The following is a 19826-nucleotide window of genomic DNA, read 5'->3' on the forward strand; positions in this document are numbered from 1 at the left end:
ACTAACGAACGAAAAATGCTATTAAAAATATACGAAGACAAACCCAATACTAAATATATAGATCAGGCGGTCGATATCTTGAAAAAAGGAGGTGTAATCATCTACCCGACAGATACGGTGTATGGTATAGGTTGTGATATTACGAATCAAAAGGCAATCGAGCGCGTTTGTCAAATACGGGGGCTAAAAACCGACAAGGCCAACCTGTCTTTTATCTGTTACGACCTTACCGATATCTCGCAATATACTAAACCCTTCGATACGACAGTCTTCCGTGTGCTCAAAAAAGCACTACCTGGCCCCTTTACGTTCATATTCAATGCGAGTGGACAGGTCCCTAAGCTATTGAGTTCAAAGAAAAAGACAGTGGGTATCCGCGTACCAGACAATAATATTGTCCGCGAGATCGTAAAACAGCTGGGAAATCCAATAGTAACAGCTTCCATCCACGATGAAGACGATATAATCGAATATTCTACAGATCCAGAATTGATCTATGAAAAATACCAAGACCTCGTTGATTTAGTAATCGACGGCGGCTATGGAGACAATGTAGCTTCTACCGTAGTCGACTTGACCGAAGGCGAGTTTGAAGTCATACGTGAGGGCAAAGGAGACCTAGAGCTGTACCTATAGGTATCCGCCCTAAATCTCCGATACAAACTTCTCAACTCGATCTTTCAACGCTTGATTAAACAGTGTAAATCCATTTTTAGTCTCCCCATCAATCATTTTTTTTAAGAACGGAATTAAAATTCCCGAAAACAACTCACCTTGGATCAACTTGGTCTGTCCATTCGGTAAAGATTTTAAAAGAAAATAATGCTCGCCATCAAAGATTCCGTTCATCCAAAGTCTACCTTTCCAACGCAACTCTCGATCTTGATCTATACTTAAGAATATAGGGTTCATTTTGATCTGCATACCGTTAGGTTGTTTCAACAGAACTTTAGTGCGTTCCCCTACTTTAGGCTTCCCTTCGAAGTACTGTACCGTAGGACTCCAACTTGGATATTTAGCGAAATCGGACAGAACCAACCACACTGCTGTTATGGGGGCATTAATTAAAATTGTAGTTTCTAGCTTTCGTTTCATTGTACAAAGTTACCATGGGATAGTAACAATGCTCTTGACATTTATCAAGAATTACCTACAGCCAGCTTGGCTCGAATACGGCTAAGAGTTTCTGGGGTCATCCCCAATACAGAAGCAATATATTGCAATGGGACTTGGTTGAAAAACTCTTTATGTTGTTCAAAATATTGCATATAGCGATCTTCGGCTGAAAGTGATATAAAGTCAAATACACGGTTCTCAAGCACCATGAAGCATTTTGCGATAAAACGCTTTTCCAGGATGTTCCAATGAGGCACCAATACTTCAAAACGTCTATAATCACTCTTTCGAAGAGAAAACACACGGGCATCGGTTAATGCCTGAATCTGCCAACGCGAGGATTGATCAAACAGAAAGGAGGATAAATCTGTAATAAAGTATCCTTCCCCTCCAATCCATTGTGTCACCTCTCTCGCCTCTGTCTGGGCAAATACTCTAAATATCCCTGATGCTATAAAACTCAATCGCTCTGCACGCTGTCCCTGATCAAGAAAAATCTGTCCTTTTTCGAAACGTTCTTCTACAAAATACCGACTAATCTCCTGAATCTGCTTGGAGGGAAGATCAAAAATTTCCCGTAATCGGCTTTCTATTTTCATCATCCAGCAGCTAAGATCTCTTGTTTTCTCGACCGATGATACTGCCGGAGATAAGCTACATTAAAGATGATTACCGCAAGAAAAATCAAACCATAAGCCATAATCTGAACGAGATTAATTTCCTCCTTAAAATAAAAAATAGCCAATAGAAACGCTATCGTAGGGTTTATATAGAGCAGTATCCCAACTACAGATGAATCTAAACCTTTCAATGCATACATATTCAGAAACAAAGGGATAATCGTAAATAACAAGGCTATCAACAATACGTACCCATAAAAATCCATTCCGTACGTAACACCTTCTGGCAAAATATAAAGCATCGGAGTCAACAAAATAGATGTTACAATAATGTGTAAGTTCAACGTGAAAAATTTGTCCAGCCTATTATTCCGCTTTTGCAAAACGAGGTATGTGGCATAGGTGAATGCGATAACGACACTATAAATCATATCCATAAAATTTCCATAGGCCAACATCAGACAAGCTAACACACTAAGTCCCACTGCTAACCATTGTCCGCGATTCAATTGTTCTTTTAAAAACACACTAGCCAACACCGTCGTAATAATAGGACAAATGAGATAGGCCAATGAAGTAGCATTCACACTGACATTATTCATCACATAGATAAACAAAAACCAATTGAGCGACAGCATCACTGCGCTACAAAATACGTGCAAAAACACCGACCTTCTTTCGCGATGTGATAATGCGCGAATAATCTTTATATTTTCTTTCGTAACCTTCGGTCGAAACAAAAAACTAATCAGAAGAATTGCTCCGGTGGCAAAAAGAATACGATACAATAGAATATCTAACGAGGCATAGGCACTTAATGGACGTAGCACTAAACTAAACATTCCCCAAACGATAAATGAAAAAAGTGCCGCAGCGTAATACTTAAATTGCATTATTAGGTTGTAAACATGTTATCGGGTTATGTAGTTATCGAGTGCCCCTGGCCACTTGATAACCATTCTTACAAAATAACTAGCTCCTCGATAAGAACCTGACCCGCGTGTTCATTGATACGACCAATAACCTGTCTCCGCATCAATGTCAGTTCATGCTTTACGACAGCAGATTCTACCTTAACAAACAACTTCTTATCCTTAACAAAGATCTTTTGAGTACGTTTTTCTATATAGGGGCCTATTATCTCTCCCCAAAAGGAAGCTACAGATGATTCATCAAATTTTCGACGCAAACGGTATACTTCTAACCATTTTTCAACCGCCTGCTTCATACTAATATCGTCACGCGTCGGTATTTCGTCAAATTTCTTCTTATACATGAACCTGTCCTCCTTCTATATCAAAGATACGTATTGGCTGAGCGATTTCATCAAATATTTCACGAATTCTGACAGCGTTGGTATCCGTGATAAAAATCTGTCCAAATTCATCATTCGAAACCATCTGCATAAGCTTCTTAGTACGTTTATCGTCTAGCTTATCAAAAATATCATCCAGCAATAATAAAGGGCAGAACTGTTTCTGTTCTTGAAGAAAGCTATATTGGGCCAGTTTAAGGGCTATGAGAAAAGATTTCTGCTGCCCTTGTGACCCGAATTTCTTAAGAGACATTTCTCCATGTATAGTAAAGAGTAAATCGTCTTTATGTACACCTTGTGTAGTACGCTCTAATACCCTATCTTTTTCTAAACTAGAATTTAACAGTGTCAGAAAGTCCTTCTCATGCAATGGAGATTCATAAACCAATGCAACCTCTTCGGCTTCATCCGTGAGATAGGTATAATGGCGTTGAAAAGCTGGGCTAAACTCTTCCATAAAGCGTTTTCTACGCGCATATATTCTTTCTCCAACCTCAACCAGTTGCATATTGAGCACTTCGAGAAGTCCTACATCAAAAACACCACGTTCTTTGATACTCTTCAATAACATATTCCTTTGAAGAAGCACTTTATTGTACAATATCAACGTATCCAAATAACGATTGTCAGTTTGAGAAATAACATTATCCACGAATTTTCTTCGCTCTTCACTACCCTCGGTAATGATCTCGCTATCGCTAGGTGATATCATCACTAACGGGAACTGGCCGATATGATCGGCAAGTCTTGGATAGTCCTTTTTATTCTTTTTGAATTGCTTTTTTTGGTTACGCTTCAGACTACACGAAATAGCGTCGGTTCTTTCATCCCGCTCGAACTCCCCTTGCACAATAAACCAGTCTTCCCCTTTCTTTATATGCTGCGAATCTATAGGATTGAAATAGGACTTACATAAAGAAAGATAATGTATGGCGTCTAATAAATTAGTCTTACCTGCACCATTTTTTCCAGTAAAGGCATTTACTTCAGGTAGAAAGTTTAATGTGGATTCCGTATAATTCTTAAAATTTAACAGCGAAATTTGCTTTAGCCACATCTACTTCACTTCTTCAAAATCGATAAACTCGCCTGCTGTAGCCGTGCCTTTACGTTTCGGATCTTGAGCAGGAACATAATCGACAGTTACCTTCCCATCCTTTGCACCCTGCTTTTTATAGGATTGCTGTTGATCAGTATTGCCAAAAGGATTACCTGAACCAAAGGGATTACCTGCACCTCCGTAATTATATTGTCCTTGTCCCTGTTGTTGAGCTTTCTTCATCATTCGTTCGGTCAACTTGCGCATTGCAAACGGCAATAACAAACGCATCGAAAACTTAAAGATGTAATAAAAAGCAACAACAAATAATATAAAATATAATAAACCCATTTCTTTCTAATTCTATTTATTCAAACCTACATAAATTTGCCATCACGCGCAATATCATTGCGCCCATAACTGTAATCCTGTAGCTCTACTCCACCAATTATAACTTTTAATAGCGTAAAAATAACAAATTCAGTTCCAGAGAAGGTCAAAGAAGTGTCAGACTGAAAATCTTAACATTTATTAAGATTCCTTTTTGGCTTTGACGATTGCATTATAGAGTTCCTCTTGCTTGTGCGTACCAATTATATAAACAAGTCCATCCCTGTCTGTAAGCCACACAGCATCCTTCCCTCCGGCATAAAACCGTATCTTCCCATTCTTGTGCAAATTGTACACGGGATTATTGAAAACAAAATTGCTATACGGTTTCTTTTCAACATTAACCAGCGAAGAGAGATCAATCTTCACCAGACTTGTTGTCCACAACCCGCTCAGTGTAATATTATTCGTTGTCACTGCAGTTTTATAGTGCACGAGGTACATCATGATTATGGACACCACAATAATGCAACTACCTACGATAAAGAACAACTGCCGTGAAGCCAAGTGATCCATATTCAAGTAATATACTATAAAACAAAACAAAGCTAATACCATCCGAACACTAATCCATGTCATATCTCTACCCAGGTACTGACGTTCAACAAATAAACTATTTGTATTCATATGTATATAATTTGATTTTCATCTGTCATATGGAATATCCAAACTATATTCATTCGTGTTTGTGCAGTCTGCGCTACATGGATATTTCATATCTACTAATATTGCAAACTAATTTAAGGACTTTTTGCGTATTTTCGGTAATCTTATAGCGATTGTCTATTTGATAATTAGCAATCCATATCAATTCTCCATTACCGTTGAACCAGATAGGAACCTCTCTTTTATCAAATAAATTAATCTTTTTTTGTATTAAAAAATCTGACACCTTCTTTTTTCCTTCCATCCCCAATGGCTGAAAAATATCACCTTCCTGCCAAGATCTGACTTTTAACGGAAAGACCAACTTATCATAATCTAATAACGCTACCGAAGCATCCCTATCAATGGACAGATCTTGAGAAGTAGACACCATAAAACTGTAATTTCGCCAGATCAAATTCTCTTGATCTGCATTTAGCTGCGCCACCTCTTCTTCATAGCGGTTATATCGAAGTCTCAGTTTAGTTCTGTCCAAGAGCAATTGATAACTATCCGATTCGAAAATACGTCCTGACTCCTTATCTAAAGACTGTACAAGGTCGACTAGGACATTTTTTGAGAAACCAAACGGTTCAAGAAGAAAGTACAACAGCGCTAGATCCTGTCCTCGGATTGATTCTTTTGCAATCTCCCATTCATTAGGCCCGACTTTCACCAAAAGCTCTTTCCTTTTCTGCTCTACAAAATACTGCAGGACGCGTTGTGATTCCTGAAACCGCACGATATTATCTTCCATAACCTGGATAAAGTCAGGGCTTAACTGTTCAAACTGCGGGATAATATCGAGACGTATCTTATTTCGGGCGTATTTATTAGAAAAATTGGAAGAATCATCCCGGTAAGGGATTTCCAATATGTTGACAGCCTCCAATACCTCCTTGCTCGTCATAAATAACAAGGGGCGCAATAGTCTACCTCGCTTTGGTAGTATCCCCTGCATCCCCAACAATCCAGTGCCACGAGACAGATTCAACAACACGGTTTCTACGTGATCATTTTTGTGTTGAGCTATAGCAATATACTTGCATGCCCGTTCCTCCCTTACCTTCTCGAACCAATCGTAACGAAGCTCCCGTGCGGCCATTTGTATCGACATCTTATGCTTTTTGGCATAAGCTATCGTATCAAAACGTCGAACATGTGTTTTGATCCCAAGCTGGGCAGCGTATTTAAGGACCAATGCTTCGTCTCCGTCTGATTCCTCATTACGTAATTGAAAATTACAATGTACCAGTTCCATCTCTACCCCATACCGGTGAAGCAGCGTCAACAATAACATAGAATCCCGCCCGCCGCTCACCGCCACAAGCACTTTATCCGCTCTTGTAAACAACTTATAATCTTCCACATACGCACTAAAACAAGCATCGATATCCATACCCCAAACTTAACCAAAAATCTTTAATTTTATTTAGCATTAAATTTCGTTCAATTAACATTTTTTTGCTATTAAAATCCATATTTTTGCCTTCGTGAGAAATTGGCTTCTAACTTTAACTTTTATCCTAACCATTGCATCCGCATTTGGGCAAACACCTATTGGTGGCACGAAGACTCAACAGGAAGGAAACGATCGTCTGAATCTTGTATCGTCCAATAGCGGACGAATCAATGCTAAGACGGGACACATGGTATTCTACATCCCGGTTTACGAGCATAAGGGCAATACCCTATCCGCAGACAGTGGTTACATCTATGAGGATGAAATAAAAAGACAGTTCTTTGAAGCTTTTGGCAACGTCGTCATTACACAACCATCTGGCACCGTTATTTACTCCGATTACCTACATTACGACGCAGCAGCACAACATGCCCTACTGACAGGTAATGTCAAGATGGTAGACAAAGGATCGACATTAACGACCAACCATCTTACCTACAACATGCGCTCAAAAGTGGGCACTTATACCGGCGGTGGAAGGATCATCTCTCAAGGAGACACTATAACCTCCAAGAACGCCTATTACTTTGAACTCACATCGGATGCCTATTTCAGGCACAAAGTAGTTGTACGCAGTCAGAACGTGAAGGTATATACCGACACCATGCGTTACAATTCACAAAGTAAGATGACGTACTTTTTTGGCCCTACCAATATTAAACCTGTTAGCAGCCAAAAAGGCAATAATGAAAACCTGTATACCGAACGTGGCACTTACAACACGGGGACAGGTATAGCTGATTTCAATAAAAATAACCTTTACACGGAGGGATCTAAATTTCTCAAAGGTGACAGTTTACATTACGAACGCGCAAAAGGAGTCGGCGAAGCTTTCAGAAACGTTGTATTTGTAGATACCACAGACAAATTCTATGCTTTCGGTGGACAGGGGCTGTATACCCAATCTGAAGAATCTATTCGAATGACGGACAAGCCGTATATCATCACCGTCGTTAAAGAAGATAGTCCTACACCCGAATCGGATAGTACCGCGACATCAACTGAACCGAAGGTAGTTGAAAAAGAAAAAACGACGAAGGAAAGCAAGAAAGAAGCAAAGACAGAAATTTCTAATACAGAAGAAAAAGGCAATAAAAACACGGAATTACCTCCTGTGCGTTCCGTCCGAGATAGTAGCACACGAGAGTCCAAGATGGACTCGGTATACATGACAGCTGACACGCTTTTCTCCCAAATGATTCTTGTAAAAGACTATAAACCTTTAGAGCTCAACCTAAGTCGTGATGGCGGTAAAATGGAGGTGGATGAAGAGATAGACTATGGTGATGAAAATGACGGAGTATCGGATTCTACGCTAACTAATCAAAAGGATAGTGTACAAAGTGATATTGAAAACACGTTAAAGCCAATCGTAGAAAAAGAGATTGCTTCCAGTAAACCATTAATAAAAAAGGATACCGTCAAAACGACCGCTCCTGCAAAAAACAAACCTGCTCAAGGAATTCCAAATCGAATTGGCGACCGACAAAATATAGGCAGTACACTCAAAGCAGATTCCGTATTACGACAAAAGGCTGTAGTACCTATAGCCAATCAGGCTGACACACTGATCAACAACGCACTGCGAATCGCTCAAAGTCCCGATACCGTAATCAACAAGACAGACAGCCTACCCAAAGCTCAAAGCGACACTGCGAAAACCCGAATAGTACGTGCATATTACAACGTCAGGTTATTTAAATCCGACTTGCAGGCTGTGGCCGATTCCGTTTACTACGGTATGCAAGACTCAATGTTCCGGTTTATGGGAAGACCAATGATTTGGTCACAAGGATCTCAAATCTCTGCAGACACCATATTTATGCAGATTGTCAATCAACAGCTGGACAATGCGCTCTTAAAAGACAATGCCTTCATGGTTAACGCTGTATTGGACTCTGTCAAATTCAACCAATTGAAAGGCCGTAAAATCACAGCTTTCTTTGCAAATAACAGCATAGATCAATTGTTTGTGGATGGAAATGCAGAAAATTTAGTATTTAGTGAAAATAAAGGAATATTAACTGAAATGTTCCACGATCGCGGGGGACGGATTAAAGTCAAGATGGAGAACAAGAAACTTATCGATTATAAAACCATTCATAAAGTTGACCAAAAAGTATATCCATTGAAACTAGTAACCCAAGAGAATGAAATATTACCCGGCTTCATCTGGCGACCGCAAGATAGACCTACCTCAAAAGAAGATCTTTTAAACAGAAAAAGAGAGTTACCAAAAGCTGAGGAGGGTAAAGAAGAGGACACAAAGGGTAAAGAAAAATCCAAGGAAAGTATCAAAGAGGATTTAGAAGATGTGCCCGAAAAAGAAGAATCGAAAAAAGAAGGAAATTAGTTCTTCGCGCCTCTATGCCGGCGCAGAGCATGTTACTTTTACACAAAAGTAACCAAAAATCGTCGCTTGAACCTTTTGGCAGTATGATAGTGCATCCACCTGCAATCGCCAAAAACTTCTTAGGCGACATGTTTTAAAGTGTACGGCTTTTGCTTAAAATTTACTTTTCTCAGAAAGCATTCAAATTAATGACTCATTCCGCTACAACACAGTCCAAATGACAGTAGTTTTTGTTTCTTTAGACAGCCTTGTTTTATGTTAAAACCCTTTTAAAAACTCGACCATTTCGGACACCGCTATCGAACGATGACTGATTAAGTTCTTTTCGGCAGCCGACATTTCGGCAAACGTACGTGAGTAACCATTTGGTATAAATATAGAATCGTAACCAAATCCGCCATCTCCCCGACGCTCTTCGATGATACGTCCTTCGATAGCACCTTCAAAAAAGTATTGTTTTCCCGCTAAGAAAAGCGAAATGACGGTTCTGAATCTAGCCGTTCTAGACTTAGTTCCTTTCAAACGTTCCAGCACTAGATCTATATTCTGCTCCATATCGCGAGTCCCCGAATAACGGGCCGAATATACGCCTGGTTCGCCATCTAACGCGTCTATTTCTAGTCCAGAATCATCACCGAAACAACTTACCTTAAAACGCTGTACCAAGTAATCCGTCTTCTGCTGCGCATTCTCTTGGAACGTTATACCCGTTTCAGGAATATCATCCACACAACCAATATCAGACAACGATTTCAACAAAAACTTACTCCCAACCATCGCCTGTACTTCTTCAAGCTTGTGGGCATTATTCGTAGCAAAAACTAATTCTAACATATTTTTATGATGTGATCTTATGAACATGTGATCTAGTTAACTGGATAACTCGTTAACTGGATAACAATTAACCATTAATAAAGGTCTTAAACTCTCCCCAAAAGAGCTTTTTCTTCTCGATATCAGCAAACATCTCCTCAAAAGAGAATGTATTGAAAACCGTAGCAATCTTACCGCGCATGTATGAGTTGTGCGCTATTTCCGGTAATTTCAAAGAAGCAGGTTCTACGCCCAAGAGGGTAATCTTAGTAGGCTTAAAGAACTCCATAATCTTCTTGAACTCATTCGGATTTTGGGGATTAGCCAAATTTACTACCGCAACATTATTCGGTGTCAGTTGCAAAGCTCCTATCGTCTTTACAAAAGCCTCTTCGGCCTGAGGTGAAAAATAAGGAAATTCTGGATAACGAAGTATAAATAGTACACCTGTGCTTTTATCACCCTGAAAGACGAACTCTTCAGATGAACTATCAAAAGCGACCATTTCAGTCTCTGCTTGTCGCGCTGATAACACACTATCTACAGAAAAACCTGTCGAAAATATTGTTTCCGACATTAAAGCCTGTAGTGCGACTGGGCTATCTGTAAGGAGGTTGTTCATTTTATAAATATGAGATGAGAGATAAAAGAGATAGCGGCGTCATCCCGATTGTAGCGAAGCGGAACAGAGGGATCTAACGACTTATATGTATATCCAACAGACATCAAGTCCATAGATTCCTCCGCTCCGGTCGGAATGACGGCAACTAGCCCCTCAATTCTATTGTCCTAAAATATAAGCAAAAATCAATGGCGCCACGATAGTTGCATCCGACTCGATCATATACTTAGGGGTATCGACATCAAGCTTACCCCAAGTGATTTTCTCATTTGGAACAGCACCAGAATATGAACCATAAGACGTAGTAGAATCTGAAATCTGACAGAAGTACGACCAGAAAGGAACATCAGTCCATTCTAAATCCTGATACATCATCGGTACGACACAGATAGGGAAGTCACCAGAGATACCACCAGCGACCTGGAAGAAACCTACACCTTTGCCCTCCGAATTAGCACGGTACCATTCGGTCAGGTAAATCATATACTCGATACCCGATTTTACGGTAGAAGCTTTCAAGTTACCTTTGATTACATTAGATGCAAAGATATTACCCGTAGTAGAGTCTTCCCATCCTGGACATACGATTGGTAAATTCTTTTCAGCAGCTGCAACAATCCAAGAATCTTTAGGGTCAATTTCATAATATTGCTCCAATACGCCCGAATTTACCACTTGGTACAAGAATTCGTGCGGCAGGTAGCGCTCGCCTTTATCTTCAGCAGCATGCCATACATCTTCCAAGTGCTTTTGAAGACGACGGAAAGCCTCTTCTTCAGGGATACAAGTATCCGTAACACGGTTGAAGTGTGTATCCAACAATTCGCGTTCTTGCTCTGGAGTCAAATCTCTCCAATTGGGAATACGCTTGTAGTGCGAGTGTGCCACCAAGTTCATGACATCCTCTTCCAGGTTGGCACCTGTACAAGAGATAATATGTACTTTATCTTGACGAATCATCTCGGCTAGGGATACACCTAACTCTGCAGTTGACATTGCACCTCCCAAGGAGACCAACATCTTTCCTCCTTCTAATAGGTGTGTTTCATAACCTTTTGCTGCATCTACTAAAGCTGCTGCATTGAAATGACGGTAATTGTGCTCAATAAATTGGCTGATAGGCCCTTTTTGTGTACTCATCTTTTATCGTGTTTTAACAAGTCCAGCAAAGGTACTGAATATAATTTATTTTAGCCCCTCCAGTACCTGCAAAGCCGTGGAGGGAAACTATTTTTTAACAAATGATAAAAAAGCTATTTCCTTCGGATAACTTTCATCACAAAGAAAAATGCCCCTATCAAGATAAGCACCATAATCAGGAGAATTACAATCTCTGACATTCCTATACTCCAAGTTGTATTGTTCATGTTTTATTGTTATCGAGTTACCTAGTTATCTTGTTATCCAGTTGGCTTGTTAACTCGATAACCTGTTCACTTGTTAACTTTCTTCACCTCAAATCACCCACTTTTCACATTTATCCAAAAACTCCTGCTTGATATCTGCTCCGATACCAGCCTCTTCTGAAACTGCTATATGGTAGCCTTTGTATTGGACACCTCCTTCCACAGGATCTTCGAGATGTCCAACCATACAGGTGTCCAGATCATAAAACTTCACATTCGGTGCTGCATAAGCAAAATGAACCTTAGCAGCCAAGGCGAGCCTCGACTCCAACATACCACCGATCATACAAGGCACTTCATATTCTGCGGTCACCGCCTGTATTTTAAGCGCTTCGTATATACCCGAAGACTTTGAAAATTTGATATTAATATAATCACAGGCATCCGCTTTACATAAGCGTTCGGCATCACGATGTGTGTACACCGACTCATCGGCCATTACAGGGACAATAGTTTGGGTACGCAATTCAGGCAACAAGTGATCATTATACGTGCGCATTGGTTGCTCACAGAATTGGATTTTGTACGCTTCCAATCCCTGCAATGCCTCCACAGCTCCCTCATAAGACCAACCTTGATTAGCATCAATACGGATCGGCAAATCAAAACCCACCGCCTTGCGGATAGCCTTAATCCGAGCGATATCATCAACAGGTTTCTTACCCAGTTTTATCTTCAGCGCAAAAGCCCCGCCTTCTTTTAGTTTTAATGCCTTCTCTCCCATCTCCTCTGCCGACGCTATCCCCAGCGTGATATCCGTAGTGATTTCACGTTTCTCCCCTCCCAAAAAACGATATAGAGGTAGCCCAGCATGCTTAGCAGCGATATCATACAGCGCCATGTCAAAAGCAGATTTTATCGTAGCCTTACCTGCGATATACAGATGCAGCTCCGCCAGACGGTCCTCCAAAGCCAACGCATCTTTTCCTTTCCAAATCTTAGCAAAATCCTGCGCTACCGCAATACAGGTATTCTGTGTTTCTCCAACAATCATCGGAAATGCCGAACATTCGCCGACTCCGTAGATGCCGGCATCGGTATAGACCCGTACAAAAGTATTTTGGGCATAATCCATCGTACCTGTTGCAATAACAAAAGGCTCCATAGGAATGCTTAACCTGTATATTTCTATTTTAGTAATAATCATCGATGTACTGCTTAGGTTATTAAATGCTGTTTTATTTTATCGACGAAAGTTAAAGACTTTTGAAACAATAAGCAAGAAACAAAAGTAAACCCCTATTTTTGTCCAAAGCAGAACAGATTAAGCGTAAATAAACAATCAATATATCAGAATGACTTTACATAAAGCAGTAATTAAGCTCGTACTCGTATGTACTATTTCTCTATCCTATATTTCGGCAAAGGCTCAACAATTTGATGATCATTTCATCGAAAAAACATTAAGATTAGATTATATTTTCGCAGGAAATAGCACCGACCAACATGTATATTTAGCTGATTTGGTACAATTGAACCGATGGGACGGTAGAAAAGGCAACCTCAGTACAACACCCATTCAGGGCAATGGTCAGATAAAAGTATACGATGCAGCAACGGACAAACTGATTTACGTCCTGCCCTTCAGCAGCCTGTTCCAGGAATGGCTGACCCAAGAGGAATCCAACCAAACGACTAAAAGTTTTGAAAACTCTTATTTAATTCCTTATCCAAAAGCAAAAGCCAAGGTTCAGGTCTCCTTCTTTGACGCGCAGCACAAAGAAACTATCCTCTCGACACATCATATAGATCCGACCGACATTCTAATTAAGAAAGCCTCCAAAAATGACACGCCTTATGAAGTAATCCATAGCGCATCCGTTGCTAACCCGATAAAAATTGCCATAGTAGCAGAAGGCTATCAGGAAGCAGAGATGAGCGAATTCATGGATTATGCACATAAAACTGTTCAAAGCTTATTCCAGCATAAAATCTTTAAGAAACACGAAAATTCATTCGAAATTGTTGCTGTAAAATCGCCTTCCAAAGACTCCAACGTGAGTGTACCTTCAAAAGGTTTATGGCGGTCTACCGCTGTCCAATCTAATTTTGACACTTTTTACGCAGAAAGATACCTGACGACTTCGCACACCAAACTATTACATAACTTATTAGAAAACATACCTTACCAACACATTATCATTCTGGCAAATACTGACGTATATGGTGGTGGTGGAATATTGAATTCTTACGCTCTTACCACAACTAAAAATGAACAATTCGCACCAGTGGTCGTTCACGAATTTGGTCATAGCTTTGCAGGATTGGCCGATGAATATTTCTATGCAGTAGATGTTTTTGAAAACAAGGCCGTTGAAAAGATAGAACCTTGGGAAAAGAACAACACTTCATTAGCTGACTTCCAGAGCAAATGGGCTGATATGATTTCTAAAAACACACCAATCCCTACCCCTGAAAGTTTGTTAGGAACCGTTGAAATAGGCGCTTTCGAAGGTTTAAAAGGAAATGGATTGTACATTCCATCACACGATTGCAGAATGAAGGCCAATAAACCCAAAGACTTTTGTCCGGTTTGTAGTCGTGCAATAGAGGAGATTATTCTATTTTATACAGGCGACGAAGCTTAATAAAGAAAGATATTACAGCTATAGTTAGTATCCTTCTATTTGCGGGCGCTAACTATAGCCAATAGCTGCACATTCCTAAACATTCGGAATACAATAACAAAAGATTAGAAACCACAGCTCGATTATTAATTATTTCAATGATTATCAACGGCATTTTATTATTTACCCTCAAGCCGGACGGGCTCATACTTTTTTCCAAAAAAAGTACGCAAAAACCGAAACAAAGTAGAGTTAAGCGAAGTTAAACTCGTCGATGTACCGTATCGATATAACGGAAGTGCCTCCAAATACTATTGCCAATCTGCTAAAGCGACTTTTAGAAGATGGACAGCTTCTGCATTAATTGAACTCAGATTAGAAAGCTACAACATTTAATACGCTTTGGCCAATCGGACAAACTCCCTAAACCAATTCGTACTCACTTTATGCCCCAAACGTACAATAACTAGGTTTTTATCGGGATTCACATAAATATACTGCCCTAAGATACCTTTCGCGGCAAAATCACCGTCTTCCGTAGGTAACCACCACTGATATTGATACCGTTTGTAGCTACCTGCAGTGCTGTCCACTTTGGTTGACTCTCTTACCCAGTTTTCAGGTACCAGCTGTTGGCCTTCCCAATTCCCTTTGTGAAGATACAGGCGTCCCAACTTAGCAAAATCTCGTGCGCGAGCATTCAGGCAACAAAATGTCTTCTCGATCCCATTCTCTCTTCTGTCAATACTCCACGAAGCATCATATTCCATTCCGATAGGTATCCAGATCTTCTCATTCAGATATTCCGTGATCGTCTTACCATTAAGCACGCGCTCCAACACCAAGCCCAATATCTGTGTATTGCCACTTGCATAAGCAAAGTGTGTCCCCGGTTCAGTTTCAACCTTCAGCTTTTCCGTATCTTTACGCAGGTTTGTACCATAATAAAATGAAGCTACCTCACCAAACGGATTGTAATACCCTTCGTTAAATTTGATACCTGAGGTCATCTGTAGGACGTGCGCTATCGTCACCTTATCAAATCCATTCTTGGCCATCTCCGGCACATATTTACTGACAGGATCCTGCACAGAACTTATCAAGCCATCTTGGATAGCACATCCGATAAGCATAGAAGTAACTGATTTGGCCATCGAAAATGACGGTACTATGGACGTTTCCTCATACTTATCGAAATATCGCTCGTACAGAATGCTATCGTTACGGATAATTAAGAAAGCAACGGATTTAGTCTCCTTTAAAAAATTATCAAAAGACATCTCCACATCCTGATATTTGGTATTTGCAGGATGCACCTCCACAACGGCACGATGGAATACAAATGGAGTCGCTGAAGCTTTTAATTCCCGGTTCGGGAAAATTTTATAATCGTTTAGATCTGCAAAATTGTGCCATACAAAACGGCCATATTTACAAGCGGAAAGCAAAATCGAGGTACTAATCAGTACCAAAAAAAATAGGAAGTGTATTCTCCTCATATCTATATACTTTAGGAAAATCTAAGGTTACCTACCTAATATACAACTTATTTACCACTAATCCTCGATATCAAAAATTTAAAAGCCCCCCTGAATAAAGGATCTTCCGATTTACCTATTTATTATGCATCTTTGACATCTCGTCCAAGCACCTAGCGTAAAACATGAAAAGATTATTTTATTTTCTATTTCTCACTATACTCAGCATCAAGGTTTTACCCCAGATTCAATCTCCTGATCAATCGAAGAATGACAGCTTATTAATCATTCTAAAGGAAGGAAAAACAGATAGCATACGAGCAAGAGCAGCTTTTCGCCTATCCAAAATATGGATAAACATAGACTCAACACGTGGTTTAAAGTACCTCCAACAAGGCAATACCCTATCCAGAGGCAACGAATACTTAAACGCCATATACCGCTATCAGTCTATCCCATCTTACAAAGATGAACAAGAAGTAAATGCTATCCTTGCCCTATTTCGTAAACATAACAATCCAGATAGCTGGGATTATACCTATCGGGTAGCTATAAATCGGGTTAGGTGGCTTATCAATCAACCCCACGCGGACAAAGCGATAGCGATGCTGCAAAGAGATATCATACCACTCGCCCAGAAACTCAAGAACCCAACATATGACGCAGAGATTGCCCTGGAGATGGGACGCTCCTTTTTCAATCAAAACATGTACAACGAAGCTGTCCCCTACCTAGAAAAGGCCGTAGCACTATACGAATCTATCCAGCCCAAAGAGCAAAACCTGTTGTACAACCACATTCATACCTTAGGTTCCTTGGCCAATGTCTATAATATATTAGAGAGAAGTCCAAAGGCAGATTCTAGCATCCGTAGAGCCAAAGAGCTATTACTTATACAGCCCGATTTGGCCCAGAAACTACGCATCACCTCATTCGAGGCCATGCATCTCATACAAAACGGGAACTATCAAAAAGCAGAAAAGTTGATCAATCACACCCTATCTAACACCAAGGGGGTACCGCCACGTTATCTACTCAACCTTCACTTTCAACGATACAAAGCCCGTGCAGGCATGGGCGACAAACAAGGTGCTTTAAAACTGCTAAAAAAAAGCCACCCTATAGACAGTATACACATCAATCCGGACAAATTCGGAGCTGTAGACCTAAGCGAACTACTACCGACCTATGCATTGGCTTATGAACAAATAGGTGACCACAAACAAGCCACACACTACTGGAAGCGCTATATCAAGCACCGAGACTCCGTCAGTAAAGACCAGATAGCGACACAGACTTCTAACCTAGAAGTCCAACTCCGCACACAAGAGAAAGACGCCGCTATTCAACATTTGAAGGCTGAGCAAAACGAAACCAGATTACGTCTAAAAAACCAGCGTATCTTAACCGGGCTTTTTACTGCGGCGGCCGTTCTGCTATTGACACTATTGGGATTCATCGTATATATTTACAAGAGCAAGCAAAAAATCAATGCAAATCGTATACAACAATTAGAAACCGACAACAAATTAGAAATCACGAAAGCTCTGTTAGAAGGTGAAGAAACAGAACGTCAACGCATAGGGCGCGATCTACATGATAGTCTAGGTGGTACATTAGCAGGCATCCGAATACAGCTTTCTCAATCAAAAGCACAATCCACCGACCCAATAGTAAATCGAGCTATACTTCAATTAGGAGAAACCATTGCCGAGGTACGTCATATAGCGCGCAATATGGTTCCCGAAAGCTTACTTTGCAATGGATTAGACAATGCATTACGAGATCTTTGTGTTGCCTTCTCATCGAAAGAGACATCCATTGAATATCAATCTTCAGATTTGTCAGTTTCTATCTCCAAGGCGATACAAACCAACATTTATCGCATCGTACAAGAACTCTTAGTCAATGCACAAAGGCACGGAAAAGCCAAAAACATCATTGTACAATGTCTTCAAAATGGTAAAACCATATTACTTACAGTCGAAGATGATGGGCAAGGATTTGCACTACAAAAAACACTAAAGACACCCGGCCTAGGACTTACAAATATCCAACATAGGGTAAATTATATGCAAGGTGAATATCACATCGACAGTCAACCAGGACAGGGCACTACTATTAATATCCAAATACATGTCAGTTAAGCGCATCAATATCGTCCTTTTGGATGACCACCCCATAGTTCTAGAAGGGATAAAATCCCTTCTCATAAATCACAATGAACAAATAAAAGTAACCGCTTTTAACAATGTGACAGCTTTTTATTCCTTTATGGAAGAAAAAAAAGACATTGATATCATCCTATTAGATATCAGTCTGCCAGATGCTGACGGACTCGATATTTGTAAAAAGATTCATGCGAAATATCCCACCATCAAGATTATAGCACTTAGTAACCAGGTCGAGCAAAGCATCATACGGAAGATGTTTGATAACGGCGCCTCCGGCTTTCTGTTAAAAAGCGCCGCTTCCGAAAAAATAATATCCAGCATACAGGATGCTCTACAAGGACAGGTCGTTATGGATCCGGAGGTCATGCGCATACTCACCACCCCCGTGCAGACAAAAACATTGCCCGCCCTCACCAAAAGAGAAAAACAGCTAATTATGTTACTCGCGCAAGGTAAGACTACAGTATCTATTGCTGAGGAACTTTTCTTGAGTAAATTCACCGTCGATACCTATAGAAAAAACCTACTTCAGAAGTTTAAAGTCAAAAACACATCTGAACTGCTTATGCTTATCGTAAAAGAAGACCTGCTGTGACCCTCCTATAATCAGGAGGATAAAAACCCCTGATTATAGGTATTTCAAATCATTGCATGGTAAACTATTTTTGTAAAAGAAGATAATTCTATGTATTTTAACATGATTAATCCACAAAGATCAGTCAGTATTTAAAAACAAAGATCAATGAAAAAGACGACATTATTATTCGCTTCAGCTGCATTGATGATTGCGTGTAACAATTCGCCCAAACAAGGGGAACAAGACAATAACCAAGACAGTCTGAACAATACAGCAACAAGTAGCGAACCCGCGAACAACGAAAAAGCGGCCACAGCTTTCGATATTTCGAATATCCCAGTCACCACAACAGCTATCGGAGACTTCCCATTCATCAATCTCCCAAAGGGATTAGAAGAATTGAACAAGCCTTTAGTACGCCCTTTCGATGTTTGTTTCTTCCCTATAGATGGCGTCATGACCCCTTTTGAGGGCAAGCTTTATAAAACCTTTGTATCCCCTATACGTGGGGAAGAATTTTCGCAACACTTCTTCGAAAAGAGCATGGCGGAATACCTGCAATCAGTAGGGGCGGTAAAGATATTTGACGGCGAAATCACCAAAGAAGAATACGACCGATACAACAAGCAAGACCCACATAAAGGTGGTGAAGGTGATATAGGCTATGCAGGGCAAAACATAAAGTTCTGGGCGCTTCGTACAAAAGACAAAGGAAACATCTACATACAGTACCTGTCAAACAACGCTGGGGCGTCGCTCAACGTTTTACAAGAAGAAGCATTTCAGCAAACCATCACCAAAGTCACGGCCGATGAAATTGCCAAAGATCTAAACGAAAAAGGGAAATCCATTCTTTATATCAATTTTGATATAGATAAAGCAGACCTCACCACAGATGGAAAAGAGGTAACAGATCAAATTGCCGCAGCGTTAAAAAAAGACGCAGCGTTAAAAATCACTGTTGAGGGTCATACTGATAATACCGGTGATGCTACACATAATAAAAAGCTATCCCAAACACGAGCCGAATCTGTAGTAAAAACACTAGTTGCAGATGGTATTGATAAGTCACGACTGTTAGCAAAAGGTTTTGGCGCAGAACGTCCTTTAGTTGCCAATGATTCTGAAGAGAATAAAGCAAAAAATAGACGCGTCGAACTCATAAAGACGAACTAGATAACAAATAACATTTTCCGTTTGCACATCCGTATCTCTATCTATTTAAACTAGGTGGGTAGATATACCTATT

Annotated in this window: 19 protein-coding genes; 6 read left to right on the plus strand and 13 right to left on the minus strand. The window is 40.2% G+C overall.

The window, feature by feature from the left end:
- The first annotated feature begins 15 nt into the window (after positions 1 to 15).
- A complete protein-coding gene (locus G7B20_RS04810; RefSeq protein WP_079641099.1) occupies positions 16 to 636 on the plus strand; it encodes an L-threonylcarbamoyladenylate synthase in 621 nt (206 codons plus the stop codon).
- A 9-nt stretch (positions 637 to 645) separates the two neighbouring features.
- Here the strand turns inward: G7B20_RS04810 and G7B20_RS04815 are convergent, their stop codons facing one another.
- The 8 genes from G7B20_RS04815 to tilS all read right to left on the minus strand — a co-directional run bounded on the left by G7B20_RS04815 (position 646) and on the right by tilS (position 6524).
- Complete coding sequence (locus tag G7B20_RS04815) at positions 646 to 1095, minus strand: SRPBCC domain-containing protein (protein WP_164108876.1); 450 nt, start codon at positions 1093 to 1095, stop codon at positions 646 to 648.
- A 44-nt stretch (positions 1096 to 1139) separates the two neighbouring features.
- Complete coding sequence (locus tag G7B20_RS04820; protein ID WP_164108877.1) at positions 1140 to 1718, minus strand: Crp/Fnr family transcriptional regulator; 579 nt, start codon at positions 1716 to 1718, stop codon at positions 1140 to 1142.
- A complete protein-coding gene (locus tag G7B20_RS04825) occupies positions 1715 to 2629 on the minus strand; it encodes an EamA family transporter (protein WP_205600170.1) in 915 nt (304 codons plus the stop codon). Before G7B20_RS04825 ends, G7B20_RS04820 begins: the two co-directional genes overlap by 4 nt.
- A gap of 68 nt (positions 2630 to 2697) precedes the next feature.
- The gene (locus G7B20_RS04830; RefSeq protein WP_079641095.1) at positions 2698 to 3012 is read right to left on the minus strand and encodes a DUF721 domain-containing protein; all 315 of its coding nucleotides are present in this window, start codon (positions 3010 to 3012) and stop codon (positions 2698 to 2700) included.
- Entirely contained in the window at positions 3005 to 4108 is a 1104-nt protein-coding gene (recF, locus tag G7B20_RS04835; RefSeq protein WP_164108878.1) for a DNA replication/repair protein RecF, read from the minus strand. Before recF ends, G7B20_RS04830 begins: the two co-directional genes overlap by 8 nt.
- Positions 4109 to 4441, minus strand: a complete 333-nt coding sequence (locus tag G7B20_RS04840) for a DUF4834 family protein (RefSeq protein WP_164108879.1) — start codon at positions 4439 to 4441, stop codon at positions 4109 to 4111. It lies immediately after the preceding gene.
- Between the two features lie 180 nt (positions 4442 to 4621).
- Positions 4622 to 5107 (minus strand): hypothetical protein, encoded by a 486-nt coding sequence (locus G7B20_RS04845; RefSeq protein WP_164108880.1) that lies wholly within the window; start codon positions 5105 to 5107, stop codon positions 4622 to 4624.
- Between the two features lie 73 nt (positions 5108 to 5180).
- Positions 5181 to 6524, minus strand: a complete 1344-nt coding sequence (tilS, locus tag G7B20_RS04850; protein ID WP_164108881.1) for a tRNA lysidine(34) synthetase TilS — start codon at positions 6522 to 6524, stop codon at positions 5181 to 5183.
- A gap of 94 nt (positions 6525 to 6618) precedes the next feature.
- On the opposite strand from tilS, the gene G7B20_RS04855 reads away from it, so the two are divergent.
- Positions 6619 to 8940 (plus strand): OstA-like protein, encoded by a 2322-nt coding sequence (locus G7B20_RS04855; RefSeq protein ID WP_240465981.1) that lies wholly within the window; start codon positions 6619 to 6621, stop codon positions 8938 to 8940.
- A 258-nt stretch (positions 8941 to 9198) separates the two neighbouring features.
- Here G7B20_RS04855 and rdgB read toward each other — a convergent pair whose 3' ends face one another.
- The 4 genes from rdgB to G7B20_RS04875 all read right to left on the minus strand — a co-directional run bounded on the left by rdgB (position 9199) and on the right by G7B20_RS04875 (position 12928).
- Positions 9199 to 9774 carry an RdgB/HAM1 family non-canonical purine NTP pyrophosphatase gene (gene rdgB / locus G7B20_RS04860; protein ID WP_164108882.1) on the minus strand — a complete coding sequence of 192 codons (576 nt, stop codon included), beginning with the start codon at positions 9772 to 9774 and terminating at the stop codon, positions 9199 to 9201.
- 67 nt (positions 9775 to 9841) lie between these two features.
- Positions 9842 to 10375 carry a hypothetical protein gene (locus G7B20_RS04865; RefSeq protein ID WP_164108883.1) on the minus strand — a complete coding sequence of 178 codons (534 nt, stop codon included), beginning with the start codon at positions 10373 to 10375 and terminating at the stop codon, positions 9842 to 9844.
- A 159-nt stretch (positions 10376 to 10534) separates the two neighbouring features.
- Positions 10535 to 11515 carry a deoxyhypusine synthase family protein gene (locus tag G7B20_RS04870; protein ID WP_164108884.1) on the minus strand — a complete coding sequence of 327 codons (981 nt, stop codon included), beginning with the start codon at positions 11513 to 11515 and terminating at the stop codon, positions 10535 to 10537.
- Between the two features lie 315 nt (positions 11516 to 11830).
- Positions 11831 to 12928: a mandelate racemase/muconate lactonizing enzyme family protein gene (locus G7B20_RS04875; RefSeq protein ID WP_164108885.1), complete on the minus strand. Its 1098-nt coding sequence runs from the start codon at positions 12926 to 12928 to the stop codon at positions 11831 to 11833.
- Between the two features lie 148 nt (positions 12929 to 13076).
- On the opposite strand from G7B20_RS04875, the gene G7B20_RS04880 reads away from it, so the two are divergent.
- Positions 13077 to 14369, plus strand: a complete 1293-nt coding sequence (locus G7B20_RS04880; protein ID WP_164108886.1) for a M64 family metallopeptidase — start codon at positions 13077 to 13079, stop codon at positions 14367 to 14369.
- 371 nt (positions 14370 to 14740) lie between these two features.
- Here the strand turns inward: G7B20_RS04880 and G7B20_RS04885 are convergent, their stop codons facing one another.
- The gene (locus G7B20_RS04885; RefSeq protein WP_164108887.1) at positions 14741 to 15847 is read right to left on the minus strand and encodes a serine hydrolase domain-containing protein; all 1107 of its coding nucleotides are present in this window, start codon (positions 15845 to 15847) and stop codon (positions 14741 to 14743) included.
- Positions 15848 to 16011: 164 nt separating this feature from the next.
- Here G7B20_RS04885 and G7B20_RS04890 point away from each other — a divergent pair, with 164 nt between their 5' ends.
- From G7B20_RS04890 to G7B20_RS04900, 3 genes are all read left to right on the plus strand, one after another.
- Complete coding sequence (locus G7B20_RS04890) at positions 16012 to 17973, plus strand: ATP-binding protein (RefSeq protein ID WP_164108888.1); 1962 nt, start codon at positions 16012 to 16014, stop codon at positions 17971 to 17973.
- On the plus strand, positions 17963 to 18595 hold the full coding sequence (locus tag G7B20_RS04895; RefSeq protein ID WP_164108889.1) for a response regulator: 633 nt from the start codon (positions 17963 to 17965) through the stop codon (positions 18593 to 18595). The genes G7B20_RS04890 and G7B20_RS04895 overlap by 11 nt, the downstream gene beginning before the upstream one ends.
- Before the next feature lie 147 nt (positions 18596 to 18742).
- On the plus strand, positions 18743 to 19753 hold the full coding sequence (locus tag G7B20_RS04900) for an OmpA family protein (RefSeq protein WP_164108890.1): 1011 nt from the start codon (positions 18743 to 18745) through the stop codon (positions 19751 to 19753).
- Positions 19754 to 19826 lie beyond the last annotated feature (73 nt).

The sequence above is a fragment of the Sphingobacterium sp. xlx-96 genome (assembly GCF_011007365.1).
In the GTDB taxonomy this organism is placed as follows: domain Bacteria; phylum Bacteroidota; class Bacteroidia; order Sphingobacteriales; family Sphingobacteriaceae; genus Sphingobacterium; species Sphingobacterium luzhongxinii.